The 21,947-nt window shown below is 68.8% G+C and carries 25 protein-coding genes and 6 pseudogenes; 14 read left to right on the top strand and 17 right to left on the bottom strand.

Going from position 1 to position 21,947, the window contains the following annotated elements:
- Position 1: 1 nt before the first annotated feature.
- Entirely contained in the window at positions 2 to 640 is a 639-nt protein-coding gene (locus tag QQK48_RS03005) for a TetR/AcrR family transcriptional regulator (RefSeq protein WP_284327432.1), read from the bottom strand.
- A gap of 102 nt (positions 641 to 742) precedes the next feature.
- Between QQK48_RS03005 and QQK48_RS18920 the strand changes: the two are divergent.
- From QQK48_RS18920 to QQK48_RS02990, 5 genes and pseudogenes are all read left to right on the top strand, one after another.
- A pseudogene (locus QQK48_RS18920) lies at positions 743 to 1,009 on the top strand (ATP-binding cassette domain-containing protein); the annotation flags it as partial.
- Between the two features lie 46 nt (positions 1,010 to 1,055).
- On the top strand, positions 1,056 to 1,511 hold the full coding sequence (locus QQK48_RS18915; protein WP_348523742.1) for an ATP-binding cassette domain-containing protein: 456 nt from the start codon (positions 1,056 to 1,058) through the stop codon (positions 1,509 to 1,511).
- The gene (locus QQK48_RS18910; RefSeq protein ID WP_348523418.1) at positions 1,453 to 1,710 is read left to right on the top strand and encodes a hypothetical protein; all 258 of its coding nucleotides are present in this window, start codon (positions 1,453 to 1,455) and stop codon (positions 1,708 to 1,710) included. The genes QQK48_RS18915 and QQK48_RS18910 overlap by 59 nt, the downstream gene beginning before the upstream one ends.
- Positions 1,711 to 1,902: 192 nt before the next feature.
- On the top strand, positions 1,903 to 2,577 hold the full coding sequence (locus QQK48_RS02995) for an ABC transporter permease (protein ID WP_284327431.1): 675 nt from the start codon (positions 1,903 to 1,905) through the stop codon (positions 2,575 to 2,577).
- A 312-nt stretch (positions 2,578 to 2,889) separates the two neighbouring features.
- Positions 2,890 to 3,156 carry a hypothetical protein gene (locus tag QQK48_RS02990; RefSeq protein ID WP_284327430.1) on the top strand — a complete coding sequence of 89 codons (267 nt, stop codon included), beginning with the start codon at positions 2,890 to 2,892 and terminating at the stop codon, positions 3,154 to 3,156.
- On the opposite strand, the gene QQK48_RS02985 is transcribed toward QQK48_RS02990, so the two are convergent.
- Together QQK48_RS02985 and QQK48_RS21115 are read right to left on the bottom strand one after the other, a co-directional pair.
- Entirely contained in the window at positions 3,153 to 3,743 is a 591-nt protein-coding gene (locus QQK48_RS02985) for a TetR/AcrR family transcriptional regulator (protein ID WP_284327429.1), read from the bottom strand. The two genes, QQK48_RS02990 and QQK48_RS02985, sit on opposite strands and share 4 nt — an antisense overlap.
- Positions 3,740 to 4,325: pseudogene (locus QQK48_RS21115) on the bottom strand (sugar O-acetyltransferase). The gene QQK48_RS02985 and the pseudogene QQK48_RS21115 overlap by 4 nt, the downstream one beginning before the upstream one ends.
- A 111-nt stretch (positions 4,326 to 4,436) precedes the next feature.
- Between QQK48_RS21115 and QQK48_RS02975 the strand changes: the two are divergent.
- Positions 4,437 to 5,012, top strand: coding sequence for an MFS transporter (locus tag QQK48_RS02975; RefSeq protein WP_284327428.1), 576 nt, complete (start codon positions 4,437 to 4,439; stop codon positions 5,010 to 5,012).
- Positions 4,936 to 5,658, top strand: a complete 723-nt coding sequence (locus QQK48_RS02970; protein ID WP_431308280.1) for an MFS transporter — start codon at positions 4,936 to 4,938, stop codon at positions 5,656 to 5,658. Before QQK48_RS02975 ends, QQK48_RS02970 begins: the two co-directional genes overlap by 77 nt.
- 140 nt (positions 5,659 to 5,798) lie before the next feature.
- Here the strand turns inward: QQK48_RS02970 and QQK48_RS02965 are convergent, their stop codons facing one another.
- Complete coding sequence (locus QQK48_RS02965) at positions 5,799 to 6,038, bottom strand: RidA family protein (RefSeq protein ID WP_284327426.1); 240 nt, start codon at positions 6,036 to 6,038, stop codon at positions 5,799 to 5,801.
- A gap of 138 nt (positions 6,039 to 6,176) precedes the next feature.
- On the opposite strand from QQK48_RS02965, the gene QQK48_RS02960 reads away from it, so the two are divergent.
- Entirely contained in the window at positions 6,177 to 7,031 is an 855-nt protein-coding gene (locus QQK48_RS02960; RefSeq protein ID WP_348523415.1) for a branched-chain amino acid aminotransferase, read from the top strand.
- Between the two features lie 16 nt (positions 7,032 to 7,047).
- Positions 7,048 to 7,266: a hypothetical protein gene (locus tag QQK48_RS18895; RefSeq protein ID WP_348523414.1), complete on the top strand. Its 219-nt coding sequence runs from the start codon at positions 7,048 to 7,050 to the stop codon at positions 7,264 to 7,266.
- A 132-nt stretch (positions 7,267 to 7,398) separates the two neighbouring features.
- On the opposite strand, the pseudogene QQK48_RS21110 reads toward QQK48_RS18895, so the two are convergent.
- Positions 7,399 to 7,974: pseudogene (locus QQK48_RS21110) on the bottom strand (endolytic transglycosylase MltG); the annotation flags it as partial.
- A gap of 276 nt (positions 7,975 to 8,250) precedes the next feature.
- Positions 8,251 to 8,811, bottom strand: coding sequence for an RNA polymerase sigma factor (locus QQK48_RS02950; RefSeq protein WP_284327424.1), 561 nt, complete (start codon positions 8,809 to 8,811; stop codon positions 8,251 to 8,253).
- A gap of 133 nt (positions 8,812 to 8,944) precedes the next feature.
- Between QQK48_RS02950 and QQK48_RS02945 the strand changes: the two genes are divergently transcribed.
- Both QQK48_RS02945 and QQK48_RS21105 read left to right on the top strand, forming a co-directional pair.
- Positions 8,945 to 9,376: a YgjP-like metallopeptidase domain-containing protein gene (locus QQK48_RS02945; RefSeq protein ID WP_284327423.1), complete on the top strand. Its 432-nt coding sequence runs from the start codon at positions 8,945 to 8,947 to the stop codon at positions 9,374 to 9,376.
- A complete protein-coding gene (locus QQK48_RS21105) occupies positions 9,373 to 9,486 on the top strand; it encodes a YgjP-like metallopeptidase domain-containing protein (protein WP_431308279.1) in 114 nt (37 codons plus the stop codon). The genes QQK48_RS02945 and QQK48_RS21105 overlap by 4 nt, the downstream gene beginning before the upstream one ends.
- Before the next feature lie 54 nt (positions 9,487 to 9,540).
- Here QQK48_RS21105 and QQK48_RS02940 read toward each other — a convergent pair whose 3' ends face one another.
- The 8 genes and pseudogenes from QQK48_RS02940 to QQK48_RS18885 form a co-directional block, all read right to left on the bottom strand.
- A complete protein-coding gene (locus QQK48_RS02940) occupies positions 9,541 to 10,086 on the bottom strand; it encodes a hypothetical protein (RefSeq protein ID WP_284327422.1) in 546 nt (181 codons plus the stop codon).
- 112 nt (positions 10,087 to 10,198) lie between these two features.
- Positions 10,199 to 11,071, bottom strand: coding sequence for an RNA polymerase sigma factor (locus QQK48_RS02935; RefSeq protein ID WP_284327421.1), 873 nt, complete (start codon positions 11,069 to 11,071; stop codon positions 10,199 to 10,201).
- Positions 11,072 to 11,164: 93 nt separating this feature from the next.
- On the bottom strand, positions 11,165 to 11,698 hold the full coding sequence (locus tag QQK48_RS02930; protein WP_284329288.1) for a Sec-independent protein translocase subunit TatA/TatB: 534 nt from the start codon (positions 11,696 to 11,698) through the stop codon (positions 11,165 to 11,167).
- A gap of 47 nt (positions 11,699 to 11,745) precedes the next feature.
- On the bottom strand, positions 11,746 to 12,036 hold the full coding sequence (locus tag QQK48_RS02925) for a twin-arginine translocase subunit TatC (protein WP_348523740.1): 291 nt from the start codon (positions 12,034 to 12,036) through the stop codon (positions 11,746 to 11,748).
- 127 nt (positions 12,037 to 12,163) lie between these two features.
- Positions 12,164 to 12,448: pseudogene (locus QQK48_RS02920) on the bottom strand (twin-arginine translocase subunit TatC); the annotation flags it as partial.
- Positions 12,449 to 12,516: 68 nt separating this feature from the next.
- Positions 12,517 to 12,786, bottom strand: coding sequence for a twin-arginine translocase TatA/TatE family subunit (tatA, locus tag QQK48_RS02915; protein ID WP_284327420.1), 270 nt, complete (start codon positions 12,784 to 12,786; stop codon positions 12,517 to 12,519).
- Positions 12,787 to 12,815: 29 nt separating this feature from the next.
- Positions 12,816 to 13,421 carry a dioxygenase family protein gene (locus QQK48_RS18890; protein WP_348523413.1) on the bottom strand — a complete coding sequence of 202 codons (606 nt, stop codon included), beginning with the start codon at positions 13,419 to 13,421 and terminating at the stop codon, positions 12,816 to 12,818.
- Positions 13,418 to 13,864 carry a hypothetical protein gene (locus QQK48_RS18885; RefSeq protein WP_348523412.1) on the bottom strand — a complete coding sequence of 149 codons (447 nt, stop codon included), beginning with the start codon at positions 13,862 to 13,864 and terminating at the stop codon, positions 13,418 to 13,420. Before QQK48_RS18885 ends, QQK48_RS18890 begins: the two co-directional genes overlap by 4 nt.
- A 236-nt stretch (positions 13,865 to 14,100) precedes the next feature.
- Here QQK48_RS18885 and QQK48_RS02905 point away from each other — a divergent pair, with 236 nt between their 5' ends.
- From QQK48_RS02905 to lplAB, 3 genes and pseudogenes are all read left to right on the top strand, one after another.
- A complete protein-coding gene (locus QQK48_RS02905) occupies positions 14,101 to 15,579 on the top strand; it encodes a DUF222 domain-containing protein (protein ID WP_284327419.1) in 1,479 nt (492 codons plus the stop codon).
- 114 nt (positions 15,580 to 15,693) lie between these two features.
- Positions 15,694 to 17,293, top strand: a pseudogene (cimA, locus tag QQK48_RS02900) (citramalate synthase).
- 42 nt (positions 17,294 to 17,335) lie between these two features.
- Positions 17,336 to 18,385 (top strand): lipoate-protein ligase LplAB, encoded by a 1,050-nt coding sequence (gene lplAB / locus QQK48_RS02895; RefSeq protein ID WP_284327418.1) that lies wholly within the window; start codon positions 17,336 to 17,338, stop codon positions 18,383 to 18,385.
- A 14-nt stretch (positions 18,386 to 18,399) separates the two neighbouring features.
- Here lplAB and QQK48_RS18880 read toward each other — a convergent pair whose 3' ends face one another.
- The 3 genes and pseudogenes from QQK48_RS18880 to QQK48_RS02885 form a co-directional block, all read right to left on the bottom strand.
- Complete coding sequence (locus QQK48_RS18880) at positions 18,400 to 18,774, bottom strand: VIT1/CCC1 transporter family protein (RefSeq protein ID WP_348523411.1); 375 nt, start codon at positions 18,772 to 18,774, stop codon at positions 18,400 to 18,402.
- On the bottom strand, positions 18,771 to 19,115 hold the full coding sequence (locus QQK48_RS18875) for a VIT1/CCC1 transporter family protein (protein WP_348523410.1): 345 nt from the start codon (positions 19,113 to 19,115) through the stop codon (positions 18,771 to 18,773). The genes QQK48_RS18880 and QQK48_RS18875 overlap by 4 nt, the downstream gene beginning before the upstream one ends.
- Positions 19,116 to 19,176: 61 nt before the next feature.
- Positions 19,177 to 21,934: pseudogene (locus QQK48_RS02885) on the bottom strand (DEAD/DEAH box helicase).
- Between the last annotated feature and the right edge of the window lie 13 nt (positions 21,935 to 21,947).

Below are 21,947 nucleotides of genomic sequence, written 5' to 3'. Positions count from 1 at the left end.
CTCAGCGCGAGCGGACGCCCGCGACGATGCGGTCCACCACATGAACGCCGAGTGCGGCAAGGGTGGGGGCGTCCTGGCCCTGAAGGGGGCCCCGAGTCGCGATGTCGGCAAATCCATGGACCGCCGACCAGCAGGGCCACTCCGCGTTGACGCGCCCCTCAGCGGACAGCACCCCGGCGGTCACGCATCCGTCGAGGGCGTCGATCAGGAGTTGGAACGGCGGCGGAACCTCGTGCGCGACCGTCACCGACGGCGCCGCGGCTCCCGCGGGGTCAAAGGTGAGCAGCGCGAGCGCGAACCAGCCGGGCTCGGCGAGCGCGAAGTCGATGTAGCCAAGGCCCACGCCGCGCAGGCGTGCCACGGCCTGCTCCTGGGTGCCGGACGCATCGGCCACGAGTGAGGAGATGCGTTCGCGCATCGCCTGAGCCAGCAGGTCCTGCGATCCGAGCGCGACGGCGACGAGAAGGGCTCGATGGTCCGCAAAGTGGCGGTAGGCCGATGCGGGGGAGACTCCCGCGGCCCGTGTCACCTCCCGCACTCGTACGGCGTCGGGCCCTCCGGTGCGGGCGAGATCGAGCCCCGCATCGATCAGCGCAGCGCGGAGGTCGCCGTGGTGATACGGGGTGGAGATCTGCGGCACCTCTTGCACCTCCCTGCGCTCGCGGTTAGCCTGTCGGAGTCGGCAATGTGAACGGTGTTCACATGCTAGCCATCGTGGCGATGCCTGACCAGGGGAGGGTTCATGGCGGAGTTGGCCATCGAGACGCACGGTCTCGTCAAGACGTACGGCGAGACCCGCGCGGTGGACGGGATCGACCTCGCCATCGCTCGCGGCGGCGTCCACGGGTTCCTGGGTCCCAACGGGGCGGGCAAGACCACGGCGATTCGCATGCTCGCCACGCTGATCCGTCCCGATGCCGGAAGCGCCTCGGTGCTGGGGTACGACATCGGGCGTCAAGCGGACGAGGTGCGCTCTCGCGTGGCGCTCACGGGCCAGTTCGCCTCGGTGGACGAGGACCTGACCGGCATGGAGAACCTCCGCCTCATCGCGAAGCCTGTACGGGTACACGCCGAAGGCCGCCTCGCGTCGTGCGCAGGATCTCCTCGACGCCTTCGGCCTGGGGTCCGCGGCGGGCAGGCAGGTCAAGAAGTACTCGGGCGGCATGCGCCGGCGCATCGACATCGCGGCGTCGATAGTGGTCACGCCGGAACTGCTGTTCCTCGACGAGCCGACCACCGGTCTCGACCCACGTAGCCGCAACGAGGTCTGGGACATCATCCGCGCGATGGTCGACTACGGCACCACGGTGATGCTCACCACGCAGTACCTCGACGAGGCGGACCAGGCTGGCGGACCGCATCTCCGTCATCGACGCGGGCAAGATCATCGCCGAGGGCACGGCGACGGAACTCAAGGCCTCGGTGGGCTCGGGCATGCTCCACGTACGCGTCATGGACCGTGCCGACCGCGACGCCGCTCACCAGATCCTGCTGCGGGAACTCGACGTTGACGTCGAACTGCCCCAGGATCCCCAGGGGCTCACCGCGCAGATCGACGACCGTGGGCGCGTCACCCGCGCTTTGACCGCGCTCGACGACGCGGGCATCGGCCTCGCTCAATTCTCCCTCGGCCAGCCCACGCTGGACGAGGTGTTCCTCTCGCTGACGGGCAAGCCCGCCGAGGCGACCGACGAGGAGGAGGCAGCATGACCACCGACGAGACCACCACGGCCACCGTGGCCGCGACGCCGGACGAGCCCGCGGCCCCACAGGCGAGCGCGATTGCGTCCGCCCTCGCCTCCACGGAGCGGCCGCAGCGTCCCAGCGCGCTGTCGACCTCCGTCACGTTCGGATGGCGCGCACTGCTGAAGATCAAACACGTCCCCGAACAGGCTCTTCGACGTGACCGTGTTCCCGGTCGTCATGACGCTGCTGTTCACGTACCTGTTCGGCGGGGCCATCGCGGGGTCCGTGAGCGAGTACATCGCCTACATCGCGCCCGGTGTGCTCGTCCAGTCGGTGCTGTTCATCACGATGTACACCGGCACCACGCTGCGCACAGATATCGACAAGGGCGTGTTCGATCGCTTCCGTTCGCTGCCCATCTGGCGACCGTCACCCCTGGTGGGCATGCTGCTGGGCGACGCGGTGCGGTTCATGGTGGCGTCGATCGTCACGGCGGCCGTGTGCCTCGCGATTGGCTGGCGTCCCGCGGGCGGGTTCGTCGGCGTGGTGCTCGGCGTGCTGCTGTTGCTCGTGTTCGCATTCTCCCTGGGGTGGGTCTGGACGTTCTTGTCCCTGATCTTGCGCACTCCCGGCGCGATCATGGGCGTCGCGAGTTTTGTGCTGATGCCGCTGCTGTTTGGCTCAAACATCTTCGTCAACCCGGACACGATGCCCGGATGGCTGCAGGCCTGGGTGAGCGTCAACCCCGTATCCGACCTGGTCACGGGCGTGAGGGCGTTGATGAACGGCGAAACCATCGGCTCGGAGTTGGCGATCACGCTCGGTTGGGCGGCGGGGCTCGTCGCAGTATTCGGTTCACTGACTATGTGGAAGTATCGCGACCCGCGATAGCGCCGATAGCACGCCCGCGGTGGTCACGAGTACCACCGCGGATGCGGCAAAATCTTCCGGTGACTTCTGCGCTGGATCTCGAATACCGCACCTACTTTCGCACCCTCGACTCCGCCATGGCGGACTTCGCGCTCCCGCTGAACGCGGTGGATCGCATCCGCGAGATCGTCCACGGCCTGCGCTACGAACACGTCTTCATCCCCGACTCGCGTCAGTACATCGCGCTCGAGCCGCTGGGCGCGGACAAGCCCGTCGCCTTCATCACCCCGATGTACGTCGCGGTTCACCCCGAGGGCGGCGAGAGCCAGTTCTTTGAGCCTGCCGGGCTTTGCCCAGGCGGCCGATGCCGCGGCGGCGTCCGCTGCCGTGACCGAGGCATCGGGCACCCCCGCGCCCTCCGAGGCGTCTGCGGCCAAGGTGGCCGTGGCATCGGCGCTGCGTCCCGTGGCCGAGCCGGCCGCGCCCGCTCCTCGCATCACGTTCCAGGGTGTGGGCAAGCGTGCCGAGATTGCCGAGATGCCGTGCCCCACGTGCTTCATCGACCTTCCGGGCACCGGTATCTGCGACCTCTGCGGCTAGCGGTCGAGAGCGCGCGTGATGCGCGCGACCGCGAGCTCAACCTCGCGCGGGTCGCGCGGCTCGGCGTCGAGGGCACGGTGAATGCTGACGCCCTCGATGAGGGCGTCGAGCATGCGCGTGGTCTCGGGATCGAAGTGCAATTCGAGCGCCTCGCGACTGCGCGCCATCCACGCCGAGGTGATGGACCGGAAGCGTGGCTCCCTTGCCGCGAGGGTGTAGAGCTCGTGCGAGAGGACGAGGTCTCGATCGTCGCGGAAGACGTCCTCGAGGATGATCGCCACGACCGCGTCCCGAGCCGCCTGCGCGTCCGTGGCGGCCTCCATGCGCCGCACAAATTGGGCGCTGACGGACGTGGCGAACCGCGTGAAGGCTTCGTGCAATAGGGCATCCATGCCGTCGAAGTAGTACGTCATCGCCCCGAGAGGCACCTCCGCCTCGGCCGCCACCTTGCGGTGGGAAGTGCCTGCGACGCCATCGCGCGCGATCACCGTGAGGCACGCGTCGATGATGCGGTCCCGGCGCTCGGGGTCGTTGCGACGCCCGCGGCGTGAACCCGCGGGACGGAGGTCGTCGCCTGGAGGTCTCACGCGACGGGGCGGATCACTCGAGCGGGATTGCCGACGGCTACGACGCCCGGCGGGATGTCCTTGGTCACGACTGAACCTGCGCCCACCACCGAGTCCTTTCCGATGGTGACGCCGGGGCACACGATGACGCCGCCTCCCAGCCATACGTTGTCCTCGATCACGATGGGCTGCGCGGCCTCCCACTTGTCGCGGCGCAGTTGAGGGTCCACGGGGTGAGTGGGCGTGAGGAGCCTGGACGTTGGGACCGATCTGGCAGTCCTCGCCGATGGTGATGGAGGCAACATCGAGGGCGGTCAGATGGGCGTTGATGAACGTGCCCGCGCCAATGTAGAGGTTGCTTCCGTAATCCACGAAGAGGGGGACTGCACGTGCGCGCCTTCACCGAGGCTGCCCACGAGGCTCGTCGAGGATGCTTCGTGCACCCTCGTCGCCCGCAATGCAGGCCCGATGGTAGGCATCGGCGAGGCCGACCGCGTGCTGGTGGCGGCGTCCGATCTCCGGGTCGTCAGCGATGTAGAGGTCGCCCGCAAGCATGCGCTCGTAGTGGGAGCGTGAGTCGGCGGCGGGGGAGAGGTCGGCCATGCGCGACAACGTACACCGGGTGTGTACGAACGTCCACATTCTGTGTACGCTCGCCTTGTCGCGACGAGGCATGCCGCGACCCTTCCCGCGTTGAGAAAGGGCCACGCCCCCGTGTACTCGCTCCTCCTGTCGATCATCTACGTCGCCTTCGTCAGCCTCGGGCTGCCGGATTCGCTCATCGGCGCCGGCTGGCCCGTCATGCACTCGGACCTCGGGGTGCCGGTGTCGTTCGCGGGCTTCGTGACGATGATCATCGCCGCGGGCACCATCGTCTCCAGCCTCGCGTCCGAGCGGGTCACGAGACGGTTCGGTGCCGGTCTTGTCACCGCCGTCAGCGTCGGCATGACCGCGGTGGCACTGGTGGGCTTCTCGCTCAGCGACCAGTTCTGGATGCTGTGCCTGTGGGCAATCCCGTTCGGCATGGGTGCCGGCGCGGTGGACGCGGCCCTCAACAACTACGTGGCCCTCCACTACGCCGCGCGGCACATGAACTGGCTGCACGCCTGCTGGGGCGTGGGCGCATCGATCAGCCCGTTCATCATGAGCCTACGCGCTCACCTCAGGGCTCGGTTGGTCGGGCGGATATCTCATCGTCGGAGTCATCCAGGCGGTGCTGACGGCCGTGCTCCTGTTCAGCCTGCCGCTGTGGGGCAAAGTCCATGCCGTCGCTCCCGCGGGCGACGGTGAGGCGACCGCCGATGCCGGTGAGCAGCCCGATGCGCTCGGCGCCTCCTCGCGCGGCGGCCATGTGCCGCTCGCCACGGCGCTGCGCATCCCCGGCGTGCTGCTGATTCTGGCGGCCTTCTTCGCGTACTGCGGGCTGGAGAGCACCGCCATCCTGTGGGCCTCCACCTACCTCGTGGACGGGCGTGGGGTCGAGGTCGCCACGGCGGCGGCGTTCGCCTCGTTGTTCGTGCTCGGCATCACCGCGGGCCGGTTCCTTGCGGGAGTGGTGGCGGACCGCATCGGCGACAAGGCTCTGATCCGTGGAGGCTTCGTGATGGTGGGCGTCGGCGCGCTGATGCTCGCCCTGCCCTTGGAGACGGACGTGGTCGCCCTCGCCGGGCTCGTGGTCGCGGGCCTCGGTTCGGCGCCCATCTACCCGGCGATCATCCACTCCACGCCCGTCAACTTTGGCCGCCGCAACTCCCAGGCGATCATCGGCATTCAGATGGCCGCCGCCTACACAGGCTCCACGCTCGCGCCGCCCGCCTTCGGACTGCTCTCGGGAGCCGTGGGCGTCGAGATTCTGCCGTACTTCCTCGCGGTGCTCGTGGCGCTGGGCCTCGTCATGTCCGAGCGGCTCAACCGGATGGCGCCCGCGGGCGCCTAGTCGAGGACGGCGATCGCGTCGATCTCGACCAGCGCCTCTGGCCTGCCGAGCATCGGCACCATGACGACCACGATGGGGACGGCGTGCGTGCCCCACACCTCGACGGTGGCGCCGTAGCCCTCTTGGACGTCCTGATCGGCCTACAGGTAGATGGTCATGTGGCACACGTCTTCCTGGGACGCGCCGGCTTCCGCCAGGACCGTCAGCAGGTTTCGGAGCGCCTGTTGGGTCTGCACCACCAGGTCGCCCTCGATGGCTCCGCGCGCGTCGGTCCCGTTCTGGCCTCCCACGTAGACAGTCCTGCTTCCGGTCGCGACGACGCCCTGCGAGAACGCCTGAGATTGCTGCATGGAGGCCGGGTTGAGATGCGTGATGGTCATGGCCGTGGCTCCCGTCCCCGGCGACGGTCGCCGGCGCTTCTTCGACCGTACGTCCGCGAGCCTGGGAGCGCGCGGCGAGGCGTTCGCGTTGTCCCTGTGAGTCGTCGTTAAGGTGACGGAATGGACGAAAGGAGCACGGTGAACGCCGAGCAGTACGCCGTCACCCCGCACCCGAGCCCCGCCTCGGCGGAGCAGCGCGCCACCCTGATGGCCGCGCCGATCTTTGGCGAGGTGTTCACCGACCACGTGGCGCGTGCCACCTGGACGCCCGATGCCGGCTGGGCTGATCACCGCATCGAACCCTTCGCGGACCTCACCTTGCATCCCGGCGCCACGGTGCTGCACTACGGCCAGCAGGTGTTTGAGGGCCTGAAGGCGTACCGCTGGGCCGACGGCACTGTCCGGTTGTTCCGGCCCGAGGCGAATGCGGCCCGCATGGCGGCGTCGGCCACGCGCCTGTCGTTGCCGGCACTTCCCGAGGACGACTTCCTGGCGTCCATCTCCGCGCTCGTGAGCGTGGACCGTGACTGGGTGCCGTCCGAGGGAGAGGCGAGCCTGTACCTGCGCCCGCTCATCATCGGCACCGAGGCGTCTCTCGCGGTGCGTCCCTCGCGTCGAGTCGAGTACATGCTCCTCGCGTGCCCCGTGGGCTCGTACTTCTCCGGCGGTGTGAAGCCGGTCTCCATCTGGGTGGCGCAGGGCTTCCACCGTGCGGGAGCGGGCGGCACCGGCCAGGCCAAGACCGCCGGAAACTACGCCGCGTCGATGCAGCCGCAACAGCAGGCACAGGATCACGGCTGTGACCAGGTGCTCTTCCTGGACGCGCGTGAGGACCGGTACATCGAGGAACTGGGCGGCATGAACGTGTTCGCCGTGCGCCGCGATGGCTCGGTGTGGACCCCTCGCGTGACCGGCACCATCCTCGAAGGCGTGACCCGCGCCTCGGTGATCGAGCCTGCTGCGCTCCTCGGGCCGCGAGGTCGTCGAACGTGACATCTCGCTTGCCGAGTTGCGTGCCGGGATCGATGACGGTTCTGTGGTCGAGGCCTTCGCGTGCGGCACCGCCGCGGTGATCACGCCCATCGCGCGACTCGTGGCTCCCGACTTCGACGTGATCGTCGGCGACGGCGGCCCCGGTGCCCTGACTGCATGGCTGCGCGAGACGCTGACCGACGTGCAGTACGGCCGCGCCGAGGACCGCTTCGGCTGGATGCGTCAGGTCCTTTAGCGCGAACGGTTGAGGCGTCACTCCTCCGGAAGGACGTCGCCCTCCTCGATGAGCCCAAGGTCCACCAGGTTGAGCCTGGTGCTCGTGGAAGGTGCTCGCGAAGAGCACCTCACCGGTGTTCGGGTCCGTCGCGAAGTACAGCCAGTCCTGGTCGGTCGGATAGATCGCAGCGCGGATAGCCTCGGTGGAGGGCACGCCAACGGGTGTGGGTGGAAGGCCCTCGTACATGAACGTGTTGTACGGCGTGTCGACGGCCCATCCGTCGTCAGAGATTGCCCGCTCGTCCGCACGTAGGTAGTAGGCGAGAGGTGACTCGACTTGCAGCATCATGTCCGCGTCGAGTCTGTTGTAGATGACGGCGGAAATGTCGGGCATCTTCGACGGAAGCACGGATTCGGCCTCCACGATGGAGGCGATCGTCAAGACTTCTTGCCACTTGTCCCGGGGCACGTTGTCGGCCTCAAGGAGGTTCTGGTGCACCGAGACCATGCGCTCGACGTCTAGTTCGAGTGGTGCGGGATCACCCTGGGCGTCCCAGCCACGGCTCCAATGGCCCGGTAGCCAGCCTTCGGGGTCGCCGACGGCTTCTTCGGGCAAAGCCGCAATGACCGCGCTCGTCGCTTCGACGACTGATACGCGGTGCTCGCGCGCAAGGTTCGCGATCACGTCTTCTGTGCGTGACCCGGGTTCCACGGTGAAGGCTCTCATCGGACGCCTGCGGGCTCGGCGACGGCGACACCGACTCCGTCACAGAAGGCGACGGTGTGGCGGGCAGCACCGTCGCATCGGCCCCGCGCAACTGAAGGACACCGAAGGTGCCAGCGCCCACCACCCCCACGCCGGCCAAAGTGGTGACGCCCGCACGCACGCCCCGGTCGCGGCGGACGCGGCGCGTGACGCCGGCGTAGTTGTGGGCGAGATCGGTCGCGGAGAACTGGGCCGCGCCGTCGCGGGCGATGGCGGCAAACTGTTCGCGGGCGGTGCTCATCGGGTGCCTCCTCGGGTGCGCACGGGGACCGTGTCGGGGCTGTCTGTGGGGAAGTCGAGAGTGGAGACCAGGGGTCGCAGGCGGGCGACGCCGTCCGACAGGTAGCGCTTGACGGAGCCGTCGGCGAGGCCGAGCTCGGCGGCGACGGCCGCAATGGGCATGTCGTCGAGATACCGCAACACCACGCAGGCACGTTCGCGCGGCGGCAAAGTCAGGATCGCGGCGTGGAGGTCCAGGTGGGCGTCCGCCGCCGGCGCATGGTCAGGGGTCGTGGCGGATGCCCCGGCGAAGTCCCCCGCATCGTGGGCATGACGCTGGGGCCGCGCCTCGGTGCGCCGGTGCCCATCGATGAAGGCGGTCGAGATGGCGCGCTTCACGTACGCATGTGCCTCGTTGACGGTGCCGGAGCGGCGGTTCACGCGAAAGGTGCGCACCAGCGCGTCTTGGAGAAGGTCCTCGGCGGTGTCAGCGTCGCCCGTGAGGACGTAGGCGTAGCCGAACAGCGCGGCTGCCCGCTCGTGCATCAGTGCGTCGAGGGTGTCCTTCCAGCGGCTCATGGGTGCCTCCCGATGTTCATGCTGGCACGAACGCATCGCGTGGTCCCCAGGTTGGGGTGCGCGGCGAGTTTTTCCCCAGACGGCCGATGCGATGGTGCTGCGGAGCGTGGACGCCGCTTAGCCTGGGCGCATCATGAACGACGACACCCTGGCCTACGCGGTCACGTTCCGGCGCCGCCAGCGCAACATCATCCTGCGCGTGCAGGGAGACGGAACGCTCGTGGTCTCGGCTCCGACGGGCACGCCGCAGGTGCGCATCGACGAGTTTGTCGCGTCCAAGGCCCGGTGGATTGCCCGACGCCGCGCGGCGGCCGCGGAACTGCCGCCGCGCATCGAGCGCGATTCGGCGCAGTTTGAACGTCACTGGGCGGAGATGCAGGCGGCGCTCGCGGACCTCATGCCGCAGTGGTGTGAGCGGCTCGGCGTGGCGAAGGAGCCTCGCGTCTCCATCAAGGTGATGTCGACGCGGTGGGGCTCCTGCAACGCCCGCCTTCACAAAATCAACCTGAACGTCGAGCCTGGCGCGGCGGGGGAGCGAGGCGCTCGAGTACGTGCTGGTTCATGAGCCTCGCACACCTCTTCCACCAGAACCATGGCCCAGGGTTCTACGCGCTCATGGATGAGCACCTGCCGGATTGGAGGGCACGCCGCGCGCGGCTTCGCGCCCTCCAATAGCGGCACCGGGCGGAGGGTCAGGGAGTCAGCGTGTACGTGGCGGGGTCGAGGTCCTCAAGGATGAGGTCGCGTCCCTCGCCTGCGCCGGGCACGCGTACCTGGAGCGCGACGGTGAACGGGTCGCCCGCCAACGCCCGGGTCAGCGACGAATTGCCCATAGTGGCGCCAATGAACTCGGTAAGCCTCGTCTCGCCCTGAAGGCTTGCGCCCGGTGCCAGGGTGTAGTCGCGCGCATCGGAGGCTCTGCACCGTGGCACGGTCGGACGAGGTGAACCACAGGTCATCGGCGGCGAGGGTGAGCCCCGCGACTTCGGGGTCCGTGGCGCCGCGCTCGCCCGGCGGGACCTCGAGCAGGACGGCGATGGACTCGTCGTCGATCACGAGCGGCTCGTCGGTGAGGTTCATGATGTCCCAGCCGACCACGATAGCGGGGCCCTCATCGTCCCTGCTCAAGTACGTCTCGACGAAGATCAGGGGGAGTCCGAGACCCATACCGCCGGGCATTCGTCGACGACCACGCCTCCCGAGGGCAAGCCTGCGCGGATCGTCTCCCTCGTCCCAGGCGCACCCAAGGGCGGCCTGGGCATCCTCACGTTCCACCGGGTCGTCCTGCGTGCGAGGCAGGGCGTCCGTGAGGAGTGACGCGGCGTCGAGCAGGGGCGTGGCCTTGGTGGTGGCCGTGCTCGGCGTGTGGTCGGGAGTCGCTGAGGGTTCAGGGCTGGTCGCCGTGGGAGCGGACGCAGCGGGGGAGGGCGATGCGGACGGTGACGTGGTGGCCGGGGCGACAGGCAAGGGCGACGGCCCGGCCAGGAGGGGCGTCATGACTGCGGCGGCGACCACCGCGACGGAGGCCACCGAGGTCGCGGCGATGCCCGCGTGGCGGCGACGGCGCGCACGTCCCACGGCGCTGACCGCGATCCCGTGGTCCTGGGCGAGGCGCGTGCCGTCGAAGTGCTGCGCTTCCTGCGCGATCCATGCCGAGATGCCCCGGCCCAGGCTCCTCGCTCATCGTGCTGCTCCCTTCGTGGCGACGTGAATGTGGTGTCCGCCACCGGTGACGGCATCGGACACGTCGAGGCCGAGGCTCGGCGTGGTGCGTCTGGAGTTTTGCTACGGCGTCAGAGAGGTACTTGCGGACCGTTCCCGCGGCGAGTCCCGTCTCTTCCGCGATGGCGACGGCGCTGAGGCCGTCGACGTAGCGCATCACCACGCACGCGCGTTCGCGAGGGCTCAGGATGGACAGCGCGGCGGCCAGCACGGTGCGGTCGGCCACGGTGTCGGCGTGGTCGGCTGTGGCGGACTCGGGCATGTCGGCTCCGGCAATGACGGGTCGTGCCGCCGCTCGACGGTGGCCGTCGATGGCGGCGGACTGCATCGCTCGCTTGACGAAGGCATGCGCCTCGTTGAGCGTGACGTCGCCGCGGCCGCGGCGGAAGGTCCGCACCAGCGCGTCCTGCAGGAGATCCTCCGCGCTGTGTCGGTCACCGGTCAGCGCGACCGCGTAACCGAACAGTGCCGGACCGCGTTCGCGAAGGAGCGCGTCGACGGCGACGGCCCACGGTCGTGGTGAGCGCTGCCGCGTCACTGTGGTGCTCCTGTGCTGGTCATTGATCCCCCGAAACGCGTGGTGCCGATGCTCTCACCTGGTCATACGCATCGGCGCCAAGAAACGCGGGGGTCAGGTGGCCGATGCCGTCGCGGGCTCCTCGTCGATGTCCACCAGGCGACGGATGGGGTGGCCTGACGTGCCTCCGACGACCACCCACTTTTGGCGGCGTGGCGACGGGGGCGAGGGTTCGTCGGCCGCCACAGACTCGAGCGATGCGTCCGTGGTCTCCTCAGCCTCGAGGCCGGCCTCAGTCTTCCTACCGGCCGCAGCGTCCGTGCTCGCCGCGGCGCCCACGCTGATGGCCACCACGGCGGGTGCGGCCGCCGCGGTGGTGACTCCGGCATCGGCCGCCTGGGCAGTGCTCACGGGCGACGAGAGGGCGTCGCGAATGATGGTGCGAGGGTCGTAGCGGCGCGGGTCGAGTCGCTCCCACTCCTCGCGGGTGAGGGTGACGCCGCTTTCGGTCTCGACGCGCTCGCGGGCCGAGTCGAGCGCATCGCGCATTCTGCGAGTCCACGCGCCCACCTGGCGCGCGGCCTCGGGCAGGCGGGTGGGGCCGATGACCATGGCGGCGAGCACCAGGATCAGGAACACCTTGTCCATCGACAGGCCGAGCATGGGCGGCCTCCTTTCGGGATCAGCGGGTGGAGTCAGCGGGACGACGTGAGCGGCGCGTGCTCGCGGCGAGCGATCCTGCGGTCGTGGACCGCTGCGACCACCCACGCGGCAAAGAACAGCGCCGTCATGGCGCCCGCGACCACGAACATCGAGAGCACGTCCGCGGCGGGCGTGACCAGGCCAGAGAACACCACGATCGCGATCACCGAGACACGCCAGCGTTCGAGGATGGTGCGGGCCGGCAGGAGCCCGAGGAAGTTCAGCACCACGATCAGCACGGGGAGCACGAAGACACAGCCCACCGCCAGGATCATCCGCGTCACGAAGTCCACGTAATACGACGCCTGGAGGATGGTGCTGTCCTCGCTGGACGCAAAGGACGTCAACAGGCTCGACCATGTGCGGGAAGATCCAGAATCCCATCGCACAGCCCGCGACGAACAGCGGCACCGCGGCGGCCACGAACCCGAACGTGTAACGCTTTTCGCGCCGCGTCATCCCGGGGGCGATGAAGGCGAAGAGTTGGTACAGCCAGACGGGACTGGACAGGATGACGCCGGCGAACAGGGCGATCCTGAGCCGAAGGTCGAACGCGCCCGTCACGGAGTCGTAGTTGAGGCTGGCATTGCGCGACTCGGCGATCGCGAGGATGGGCTCGCGCAGCACGTCGAGGATCGGGTCGGCAAGGGCGTAGCCCACGAGCCCGGCGACCACGAACGCCACCGCCGCACGCATTCCGCGGTTGCGGGCTTCCCGCAGGTGGTCGGCAAGCGGCATGGAGGCACGTGCGGCGGTGGCGGTGGTCATGAGGTCGCGCGCTCCTCATAGGTGGCGGCGGTCGCGGGGGCCGATGCGGTGGCGACCACCACGGCGGGTGCCGTCTGGGACGGGGCGGCGGTGGCATCGGCCGACTGTGCCGTGCCATCACGACGATCGTCGGCCACCTCGTCCTTCAGGATCTTGACGGACTGGCCCACGCTCTTGGCCAGCGCCGGAAGTTTGGAGGCGCCGAAGACGAGGAGGACGACGACGAGGATGAGGATGGCGTGCCATCCGGTGAGGTTCTGCAACATGAGGTTCTCCTAGGGGTGGGGAGCGCCGGTCAGGAGGCCGATGCGCTGGTCTGGGGTTCGGGCATGTCGCCTGACGGCATGTCGCCTGACGGCATGTCGCCTGAAGGCATCTCGCCGCCGCCGTCCGTGGGCGCGGTGCCGCCCGAGGAGGGCTCGGTGGACGTGTCGACGTACACGTCGAGCGAGGCGATGTAGCCCGCGTCGGTGTCGCCGGAGATGGTGACCATCTGGAGTTCGGCGTTGTCGTCGGAGAAGATGTTGTCCGTCTCCAGCGTGATCTGCGACAAATTTTCGGCGGAGCCGTCGTAGTCGTCGAGCTCGTACACCGAGTCGAGGACGTCCTGCGGGAACGCCATCTGCGAGGTGGCGATGGCGTTGGTCGAGTCCGTGATCGAGTCGAGGTCGGGATAGACCTCGAAGTGGATGTGAGTCCACCGGCCCGAGTAGCAACCCGGCACGATCGACGTGAACTCGACCACTCCCGAATCGTCCGTGACCTGGACGCCGCGCAGCCACGTCTCGTCCTCGACGCCGTCCGAGTACATCGAGTAGTTGCCCTGAGCGTCGCAGTGCCACGCGTACACGGCCGCGCCTGCCATCGGGGCGTTGTCGTTCACCATGTCGTAGATGGTCATGGCGAAGGTGAGGGCACGCCCGCCACCGCCTCGGTGCCGTCGATGGAGGTGGTGAGGTCCGAACGCTCGACGCCCGACTCCTCGAGCACGTCGGGGCCGTTAGAACCGTCGCCGGGGTAGGGGCCCGCGGTCTCGTCAGGGATTTCGCCCTCGGACGTGGACGATGCAGCAGAGTCGTCCGTGGCGGTGCCCGTGTCCGTCGTGGTGTCGGTGGTGGCGGCCACGCTGGACGACGTGGAACTCGCGGAGCCGGTGGAGCACGCCGCGAGGGCGGCAACGCCAACGCCAGCGCCGACGAGGCCCACCACGCTGCGACGCGAGATCGCCGTGCGGATGTCGAATGAGGCGCCCTGGTCGACGACGGGCTCGTCGGGGTGGTCGAGGAGGCGGCCCTCGTAGGCGGGGCCGTCGGGGGTCTGGTCGGGCTCGGGGACGCGGGACATGTCGTGCCTGCCTTTCTTGTGGGGGGTCTTGCGAGGTTGATCACTAGCGTCGTTGGGCTGTCTCAGAGGCGACTGGGAGGCCCGGCAGAGTTGTCTGGGACCTTGGTCCTGGGTGGGTGGCTTTGCTGGTTTGAGTCGCTGGCTCGTCTCGTCCCCAGGCCATGGTGGGGCGGGGTGTTGTCCCCAGGAAGTGCCTGTTTACCAGGAATGTCAGTGGTACTCGGCATGCTGGTGTCATGACCTTCTCGACTGCACAACTCGACCAGCGCATCGCGCTGGCGCGTGCGTTCGAGGGGGACGACTTGGCGTCGACCCCCTCCGCGCGGCTGGTCGAGCCGCAGGCCGCGCTGGTGCAGGTGCGCAGGATGGCCGAGGTGGCACTGGGCGAGGTCGCGGGCGAGTTGGCGCGGCGATCCGATCCTGCTGACGGCCTCGCTGGGGTCGCCAGACAGCGCGGTTTTGCGTCTGCCGGAAAGATGCTGGCTGGTGCGCTGGGGACGTCGGAGAGCGAGGCGCAGCGGATTCTGGCGGTTGCCGATGTGGTGGCCGTGCGGCCGGCCGAGCCCGGCCGCGGTGGTGAAGGCGACGCCCCGCAGGGTCCACGGTTCCCGATGCTCGCACGGGCTGTGAAGTCGGGGGCTGTCTCCATGGAGGCGGCTGCCGCGATCACGCGCACGCTCGAGCGCATCGGCAAAGTGGCTCACGAGCGGCTGGGCGAACTCGAAGAGCGGATCGTGACGAAGGCGCGCTCGCTGAGCATGCGCGACGTGAAGCGGATGCTGCTGTCAGAAGAGGCGCGGCACAGGCCCGCGGACATCGAACTGCGCGACCAGGTCGCCTTCGAGAACCGGTACGTCCAGATCAAGGATGAGGCAGACGGATCCGTGGGAATTCATGCGCGGCTCGACGTGTCCACCGCGGCGCCCATCGTCACCCTCTTGCAGGCCGCCGTGAAAAGGGTGATGCGGTCGCGCCGCGACAACGCCGTCAAGAAGGGCAAGACAGGGCTCGACTACACCGACGACGACCGCACACCTGGCCAGATCCAGGCCGACGCGCTCTCCGCCTACGCGCGGCACGCGCTGGGGTGCCAGGAAGTGCCAACGGGTGTGACGACCACCATCGTGGTACGCGGGGACGTGGAGGATCTGCGTAGCGGACTCGGGTGCGCGAAGGTCGACGGGATTGACTCCGACGTCTCGATCGGCACCATGCGGCGCATGGCTGTCGACGCTGAGGTGCTTCCCATGATCATGGGCGGGCCCAGCACGCCGCTCGATGTGGGATCCAGGGACAGGCTGTTCTCCACCGAGGTCAAGGCTTGCCCTGGTGGAGCGGGACGGCGGATGCTCGTGGTGCCACGCGCCACCGAGCTTCTGCGAGGCCCATCACATTCGATGGTGGAAGCGGGGCGGCCCGACCGACATTGCGAACGCGGTGCTCCTGTGCGTGAGCCTGCCACCATCGGATTCACGGGGCTGGCTGGGAGATCGAGATCCGCGAGCAGCATGTGTGGTTCATCCCGCCGGCCAGCATTGACCCGGCGAGGACTCCCCGCATCGGTGGACGCGCGCACTATGAGCCTCAGCAGGCGAGAAGGGACGGGGGAGAGGTCTTGCCTGATGCGGGAGGGAACTCGGTCCCGATGGGCGCTGGCAGGTCTTGACGCCTGTGCAATACTGACCGCGATGCACACCACGACGATCATTCCGTAGCGCGTCGGCGATACCCTCCCCGACGCGCAGCCTCCCGACCCTGGGAGGCTTTTTTTGTGGGGATGGTGACCGCCGAGGCGACACGGTGTGACACGACAGGCCAGGAGGCACACGATGACGGATCTCACTGTGGAGGTCTACGACACGACGCTCCGCGACGGCGCCCAGCAGGAGGGCATGAACCTCTCGGTCGCCGACAAGATGGCGATCGCGCCCCTCCTGGACGAGGCTCGGCGTCGGCGTCATCGAGGGCGGATGGCCCGGCGCCGTCCCCAAGGACACGGAGTTTTTCGGACTCGCCGCCAAGGAACTGACCTTCCGCAACGCCCAACTCGCGGCCTTCGGCATGACCCGCAAGGCGGGCACCACCGCCGGTTCCGACCCCCAGGTGCGCGCCCTCCTCGACTCCGAGGCGCCCATCATCACCCTCGTGTGCAAGTCAGACATCCGCCACGCCGAGCGCGCCCTGCGCGTCAGCCCCGACGAGAACCTCGCCATGATCGAGGAGACCTTCGCCTTCCTCACCGGCGAAGGTCGTCGCGTCATCATGGACGCCGAGCACTTCTTCGACGGCTACCGCTTCGACCCCGAATACACGATCCGTGCCCTCCTGGCGGCAGCCAACGGCGGCGCCGACACCCTGTGCCTGTGCGACACCAACGGCGGCATGCTCCCCGAGGACGTCACCGAGATCGTCGCCGCCGTGCGCGCCCGCGTTGACCTCCCGCTCGGCATGCACGCCCACAACGACTCCGGCTGCGCCGTCGCCAACTCGATGGCCGCCGTCGCCGCCGGAGCGACCCACGTGCAGGGCTGCATCAACGGTTACGGCGAACGCACCGGTAACGCGGACATCATCTCCGTGGTGGCGAACCTCGAACTGAAGAAGGGGCTCACCGTCCTCAAGGGCGGCGGCCTCACCGAGGCAACCCGGATCGCACATGCGATCTCCGAGATCACCAACATCGCCCCCTTCGCCCGCCAGCCCTACGTCGGGGCCAGCGCCTTCGCCCACAAGGCGGGCCTTCACGCCAGCGCCATCCGCGTCGACCCCGATCTCTACCAGCACACTGAGCCCGAGCACGTGGGCAACGGCCTACGGATGCTCGTGTCCGACATGGCCGGCCGTGCGTCCATCGAACTGAAGGGCAAGGAGCCTCGGCTTCGACCTCGAGGGCCAGGGAGAGTTGCTCGGTCGCGTCACCGACCGCGTCAAGCACGCGGAGGCCGCCGGCTACACGTTCGACGCCGCGGATGCCTCCTTCGAACTCCTGCTGCGGTCCGAACTGGGCGAGGACAACGTCTACTGGGACGTCGAGACCTGGCGCGTGCGCGTCTCCTCCAAGCCAGGGGACCCCACCGATGCCGACGCCGAGGCCGTCATCAAGGCTCCACGCCGGGGGAGAGCGCCATGTCGCCGTCGGCGAGGGCAACGGCCCCGTCAATGCCCTCGACCACGCCCTGCGCACCTCACTCAAGGCGGCCTACCCGGAGATCGAGGCCTTCGAGGCTCACCGACTTCAAGGTCCGCATCATGGACGCGAGCCACGGCACCGACGCCATCACGCGCGTCCTCATCACCACCGTGCACCGCGAGACGGGGCGTAGGCGGCGCACCGTCGGCGTCGGCCCCAACGTGATCGAGGCCGCCTGGGAAGCCATGGTGGACTCGCTCGTGTACGGGCTCATCAAGGAAGGCGTCGAGCGGCGCTGAGCCGCGGCATCGGCCCTGCGCAAAACGGGAGAGAATGGAACCATGCACGGTGAGTACAAGGTTCCTGGCGGCAAGCTCGTCATCGCCGACGTCGAGGCGGACGGCGACACCCTTTCGAAGGTCGTCATCTCCGGCGACTTCTTCCTTGAGCCGGCGGAGGCGATCCACGAGATCCGCCTCGCGCTGACCGGGATGCCCGCGGCCGCATCCGTCGCCGACCTCGCGGCAGCGGTCCAGCGCGCCGCCGGGCCCGACGCGCATTTTGTGGGTTTCACCCCCGAGGCGGTCGCGATCGCGGTGCGTCGCGCCCTGGGCCACGCCACCGGCTGGCATGACCACACCTTCGAGGTGCTGCACGACGAGCCCCGCGAGCCGCACCTGCAGATGGCGCTCGACGACGTGATCTCGCGCGCCGTCGCCGACGGCAAGCGCGGCCCCACGCTACGCATCTGGGAGTGGGCCTCCTCCGCCGTGGTGATCGGCTCCTTCCAGTCGCTCAAGAACGAGGTGGACCCCGAGGGCGCCGCCAAGCACGGCATCACCGTGACCCGTCGCGTCTCCGGCGGCGGCGCGATGTTCATCGAGCCCGGCAACACCATCACCTACTCGCTGTCCGTGCCGCCCTCGCTTGTCGAAGGGCTGAGCTTCGAGCAGTCCTACGCGTTCCTGGACGACTGGGTCCTGGGCGCCCTCGCCGACGTGGGCATCAAGGCCCGCTACGTGCCGCTCAATGACATTGCCTCCGATGCGGGCAAGATCGCCGGAGCGGCTCAGAAGCGCTACGCCTCGGGCGCCGTCCTCCACCACGTCACGATGGCGTATGACATCGACGCCGACGCGATGATGGAGACCCTGCGCATCGGCCGCGAGAAGATGTCCGACAAGGGCACCAAGAGCGCCAACAAGCGAGTGGACCCGCTACGCAGCCAGACCGGCATGGCGCGCGAGGCGATCATCGACGCGTTCCTCGCACACTTCGCGGGCCGCTACTCGACTCACGCGGGGGCCGTCACCCCCGACGAGATCGCCGAGGCGCACGCCCTCGTGGAGTCGAAGTTCTCGACCCCCGAATGGATCGGGCTCGTCCCGTAGGAGCCCACGCGCGGCTAGTGGACCGCGACGCCGACCAGTGAGCCGATGACGTAGGTGATTCCCATCGCCAGCGAGCCGCCGATGACGTTGCGGATCACCGACCTGCGCCGCGGGGAGTGGGCCCAGCGGGCGGCGACGTAGCCGGTGACGGCCAGCGCGGCGACCACCGCAACGTACGTGGCCGGGATCTGCATCGTGGTGGGCACCAGCAGCACGGTCAGCAGGGGCAGCAGACCGCCGCTGGTGAACGCGAGAAGCGACGCCCAGGCGGCATGCCACGGATTCGTGATCTCGTCGGGGTCGATGCCGAGGTGCATGCGGGCGTGAATCGAGACGGGATCGTGCGCCGTCTGCTCCTCCGCGGCTCTCTGCGCCGTCTCGCGGCTCATGCCGGTCTCCATGTTGAGGCTCGACAAGCCTGCTCGAGTTCCCAGTCGGGACGGACCTGATGCCAGCGGTGCTCGCGGCGTAGTTGCGACTTCTCCGCATCGGACTGCGACGAGACCGAGACGTACTCGCCCACGCCCATCGACAGGGCGCCCGCGGTGAGGCCGGCGACGCCTGCGGCGAGGATCGCGCCGTGGTTGTCGGGCGTCGCCGCCGCCACGCCGATCACAAGTCCTGCCACCGACACGACCCCGTCGTTGGCGCCGAGCACGGCGGCGCGGAGCGCATTGAGGCGACGTGAGACGGATTCCTCGTCGATGTCGTGGGGATCGCGGGCGGCCATGCCGCCAGATTAGGGGAGGACTGGGGCGCCCGCCAGCAAGGCAAGCCTTTCTTGCGCGTCCCTAAACCCCCTGGTAGACGGTCCGAAAAGGAGATTTCGGCGTGCCGACGCGGGCTACTGCGGGCCCACGTGGAGCAGGCTCGATGACTGGCGCTCCCGCCTCGTCCGACGCGTCGAGGTTCACGAGCGCCGTGATGGCCCAGTCGCGGTCTCCATCCAGGTCGTCGATCACCTGACGCACCAGCCAACTGCCCTCCGGCAGGGACCCGTCCGGTGACGCGGCGAGCGCCGCCTGCGCACGTCCCTCGCCGTGGTCACCGCCGGGCTCCACGAAGGTGATGAGAGCCGCCGAGCGGGCGTCGGGGCCGATGCGGATCGCGTCGTCTCCCTGCGCCACGAACAGCGGATCGAGGGCGTCGCGCCAGGCGTCGGCGCTCCAGCCGGAGGCGCCGTCGAGGGTGCCGAGCGCGGCGTAGTCTTCGCGCGCCGCCAACTCCACGCGACGGAACATCGCGCCCTGCACCAGGCGACGCAGCGCGCGAGGGTTGCCCGTCATCGGCTTCGCGGGGCCCGCAGGCGCGAAGGCACCCACCGCCGAGGCGGGGTCCACGTCATCGGCCACCGCGGCATCGGGATTCATGAGGCGTTCCCATTCATCGAGCAGTGACGAATCGGTGGCGCGCACCACGTCGCCGAGCCACTCGGTGATGGACACCACCTCGTCGGTACGGTGCTCCTCGGGAACCGTTTGGCGCAGCGCGCGGTATGCCTCCGCGAGGTAGCGCAACACCACGCCCTCGGTGCGCTCCAAGCCGTAGGCGGACACCAGGTCACCGAAGGACATCGCCTTCTCGAGCATGTCGCGCACCACGGACTTGGGTGAGAGGCTCCGCGTCGAGCACCCAGGGGTTCGCGCGCCGGTATGTGATGAAGGCGGGCTCCAGGAGGTCGGCGAGGGGCCGCGGCCACGTGACCTCCTCCAGGAGCTCGACGCGCGCGTCGTACTCGATCCCGTCGGCCTTCATTGCGGCCACGGCCTCGCCGCGTGCCTGGTACTGCTGTGCTACGAGCACCTGGCGGGGGTCGGCGAGCGTCGCCTCGATGACCGACACCACGTCGAGCGCGTGATCCGGCGCCTCCACATTGAGCAGATCCATGGCCGCGAGGGCGAAGGGCGACAGCGGCTGGTTCAGCGCGAAGTTGCGCGGGACATCGACCGTGAGGCGCACGGACGGGCGCTGCCCGCGCGGGTGGCTCGCATCGGGCACGCGCACGTGCTCGACCACGCCGGCAATCCTGAGCGAGCGGTAGATCCTGAGAGCCTGACGCACGTGCGCCGAGCGCTGCGCCTCGGTTTCATGAATGGCGGCGAGCAGATCGCGCATGGCGAGCACGGGGTCCTGCGCCTCGCGCCCGAGCGCGGCGTTTTCCTGGCCGCGCGCGAGGACGTTGAGCACCATCGCGTGCGTCACCACAAAGCGGCTGGTCAGCGGCTCCGGGGGAGCGTCGCGCAGGCGCTCGAACGTGGCATCGGTCCAGTTCACGGAGCCGGCGGGTGCCTTCTTGCGCACGATCTTCTTGCGCTTCTTCGGGTCTTCGCCCGCCTTCTCGAGGAGCCACGGTTCTCGATCACGTGCTCGGGTGCCATCACGATGACGTCGCCCTCGGTGTCGAAGCCCGCGCGCCCGGCGCGACCCGCGATCTGATGAAACTCGCGTGCCGTCAGATGGCGCATCCGCTCGCCGTCGTACTTCACCAGCGACGTCAGGAGCACGGTCCTGATCGGCACGTTGATGCCCACGCCGAGCGTGTCCGTGCCGCAGATGACCTTCAGCAGGCCCTGCTGGGTGAGCCGTTCCACGATGCGGCGGTACTTGGGCAGCATCCCAGCGTGGTGCACGCCGATGCCCGCACGCAGGAACTTTGACAGCGTCTTGCCAAAGCCCGTGCCGAAGCGGATGCCGTCCAGCGCATCGGCGATCCGTACCCGCTCCTCCTTCGAGGCGACCTGCATGCTGAGGAGGGCCTGGGCGCGCTCGACGGCTTCCTTCTGGGTGAAGTGGACGATGTAGACGGGAGCCTTCCCGGTCTGCACCACGCGCTCGACCACCTCGGGCAGAGGCTCGACCATGTAGTCGAACGTCAGCGGCACGGGGCGCTCGAGCGTGGTGACCTCGGCGACCGACCTGTCACTGCGCGAGGTCAGGTCATCGACCAGCCACGCCGTGTCGCCGAGCGTGGCAGACATGAGCACGAACTGCGTGTCGGGAAGGCTCAAGGAGCGGCACCTGCCACGCCCAGCCGCGCTGGGGATCCGCGTAGAAATGGAACTCGTCCATGACCACCAAGGCCGCGTCGGTGGCGGCGCCGTCCCTGAGCGCGAGGTTCGCGAGGATCTCCGCGGTGCAGCAGATGATGGGGGCGTCGGCATTGACCGCGGAATCGCCGGTCATGAGGCCCACATTTGCGGAGCCGAACATGTCGATCAGGGCGAAGAATTTCTCCGATACCAGGGCCTTCAGGGGCGCGGTGTAGAAGGTGCGACCGCCCGTGCCCGCCCGCTGCGCGGCGAGGGCGGCGAAGTGAGCGCCCGCCGCGACGAGCGACTTCCCCGAGCCCGTGGGGGTCGCGAGGATGACGTGGGAGCCGGAGACGATCTCCATGATCGCCTCGTCCTGGTGCGGGTAGAGCGCGAGGTGCTGGTCGGCCGCCCAGGTAGCGAAGGCCTCGTAGACAGCGTCGGGGTCGGGTGCCTCGTCTCGCGCGGTGGCGGGAAGGCGGCTGAGGAGGGTGGGGTCGGCGGCAGTCATCGCGACCATTGTCCCGTGTTGC

Source organism: Demequina litorisediminis (assembly GCF_030161615.1).
Lineage (GTDB): Bacteria > Actinomycetota > Actinomycetes > Actinomycetales > Demequinaceae > Demequina > Demequina litorisediminis.
This window is presented reverse-complemented; position numbering and strand designations above follow the sequence as displayed.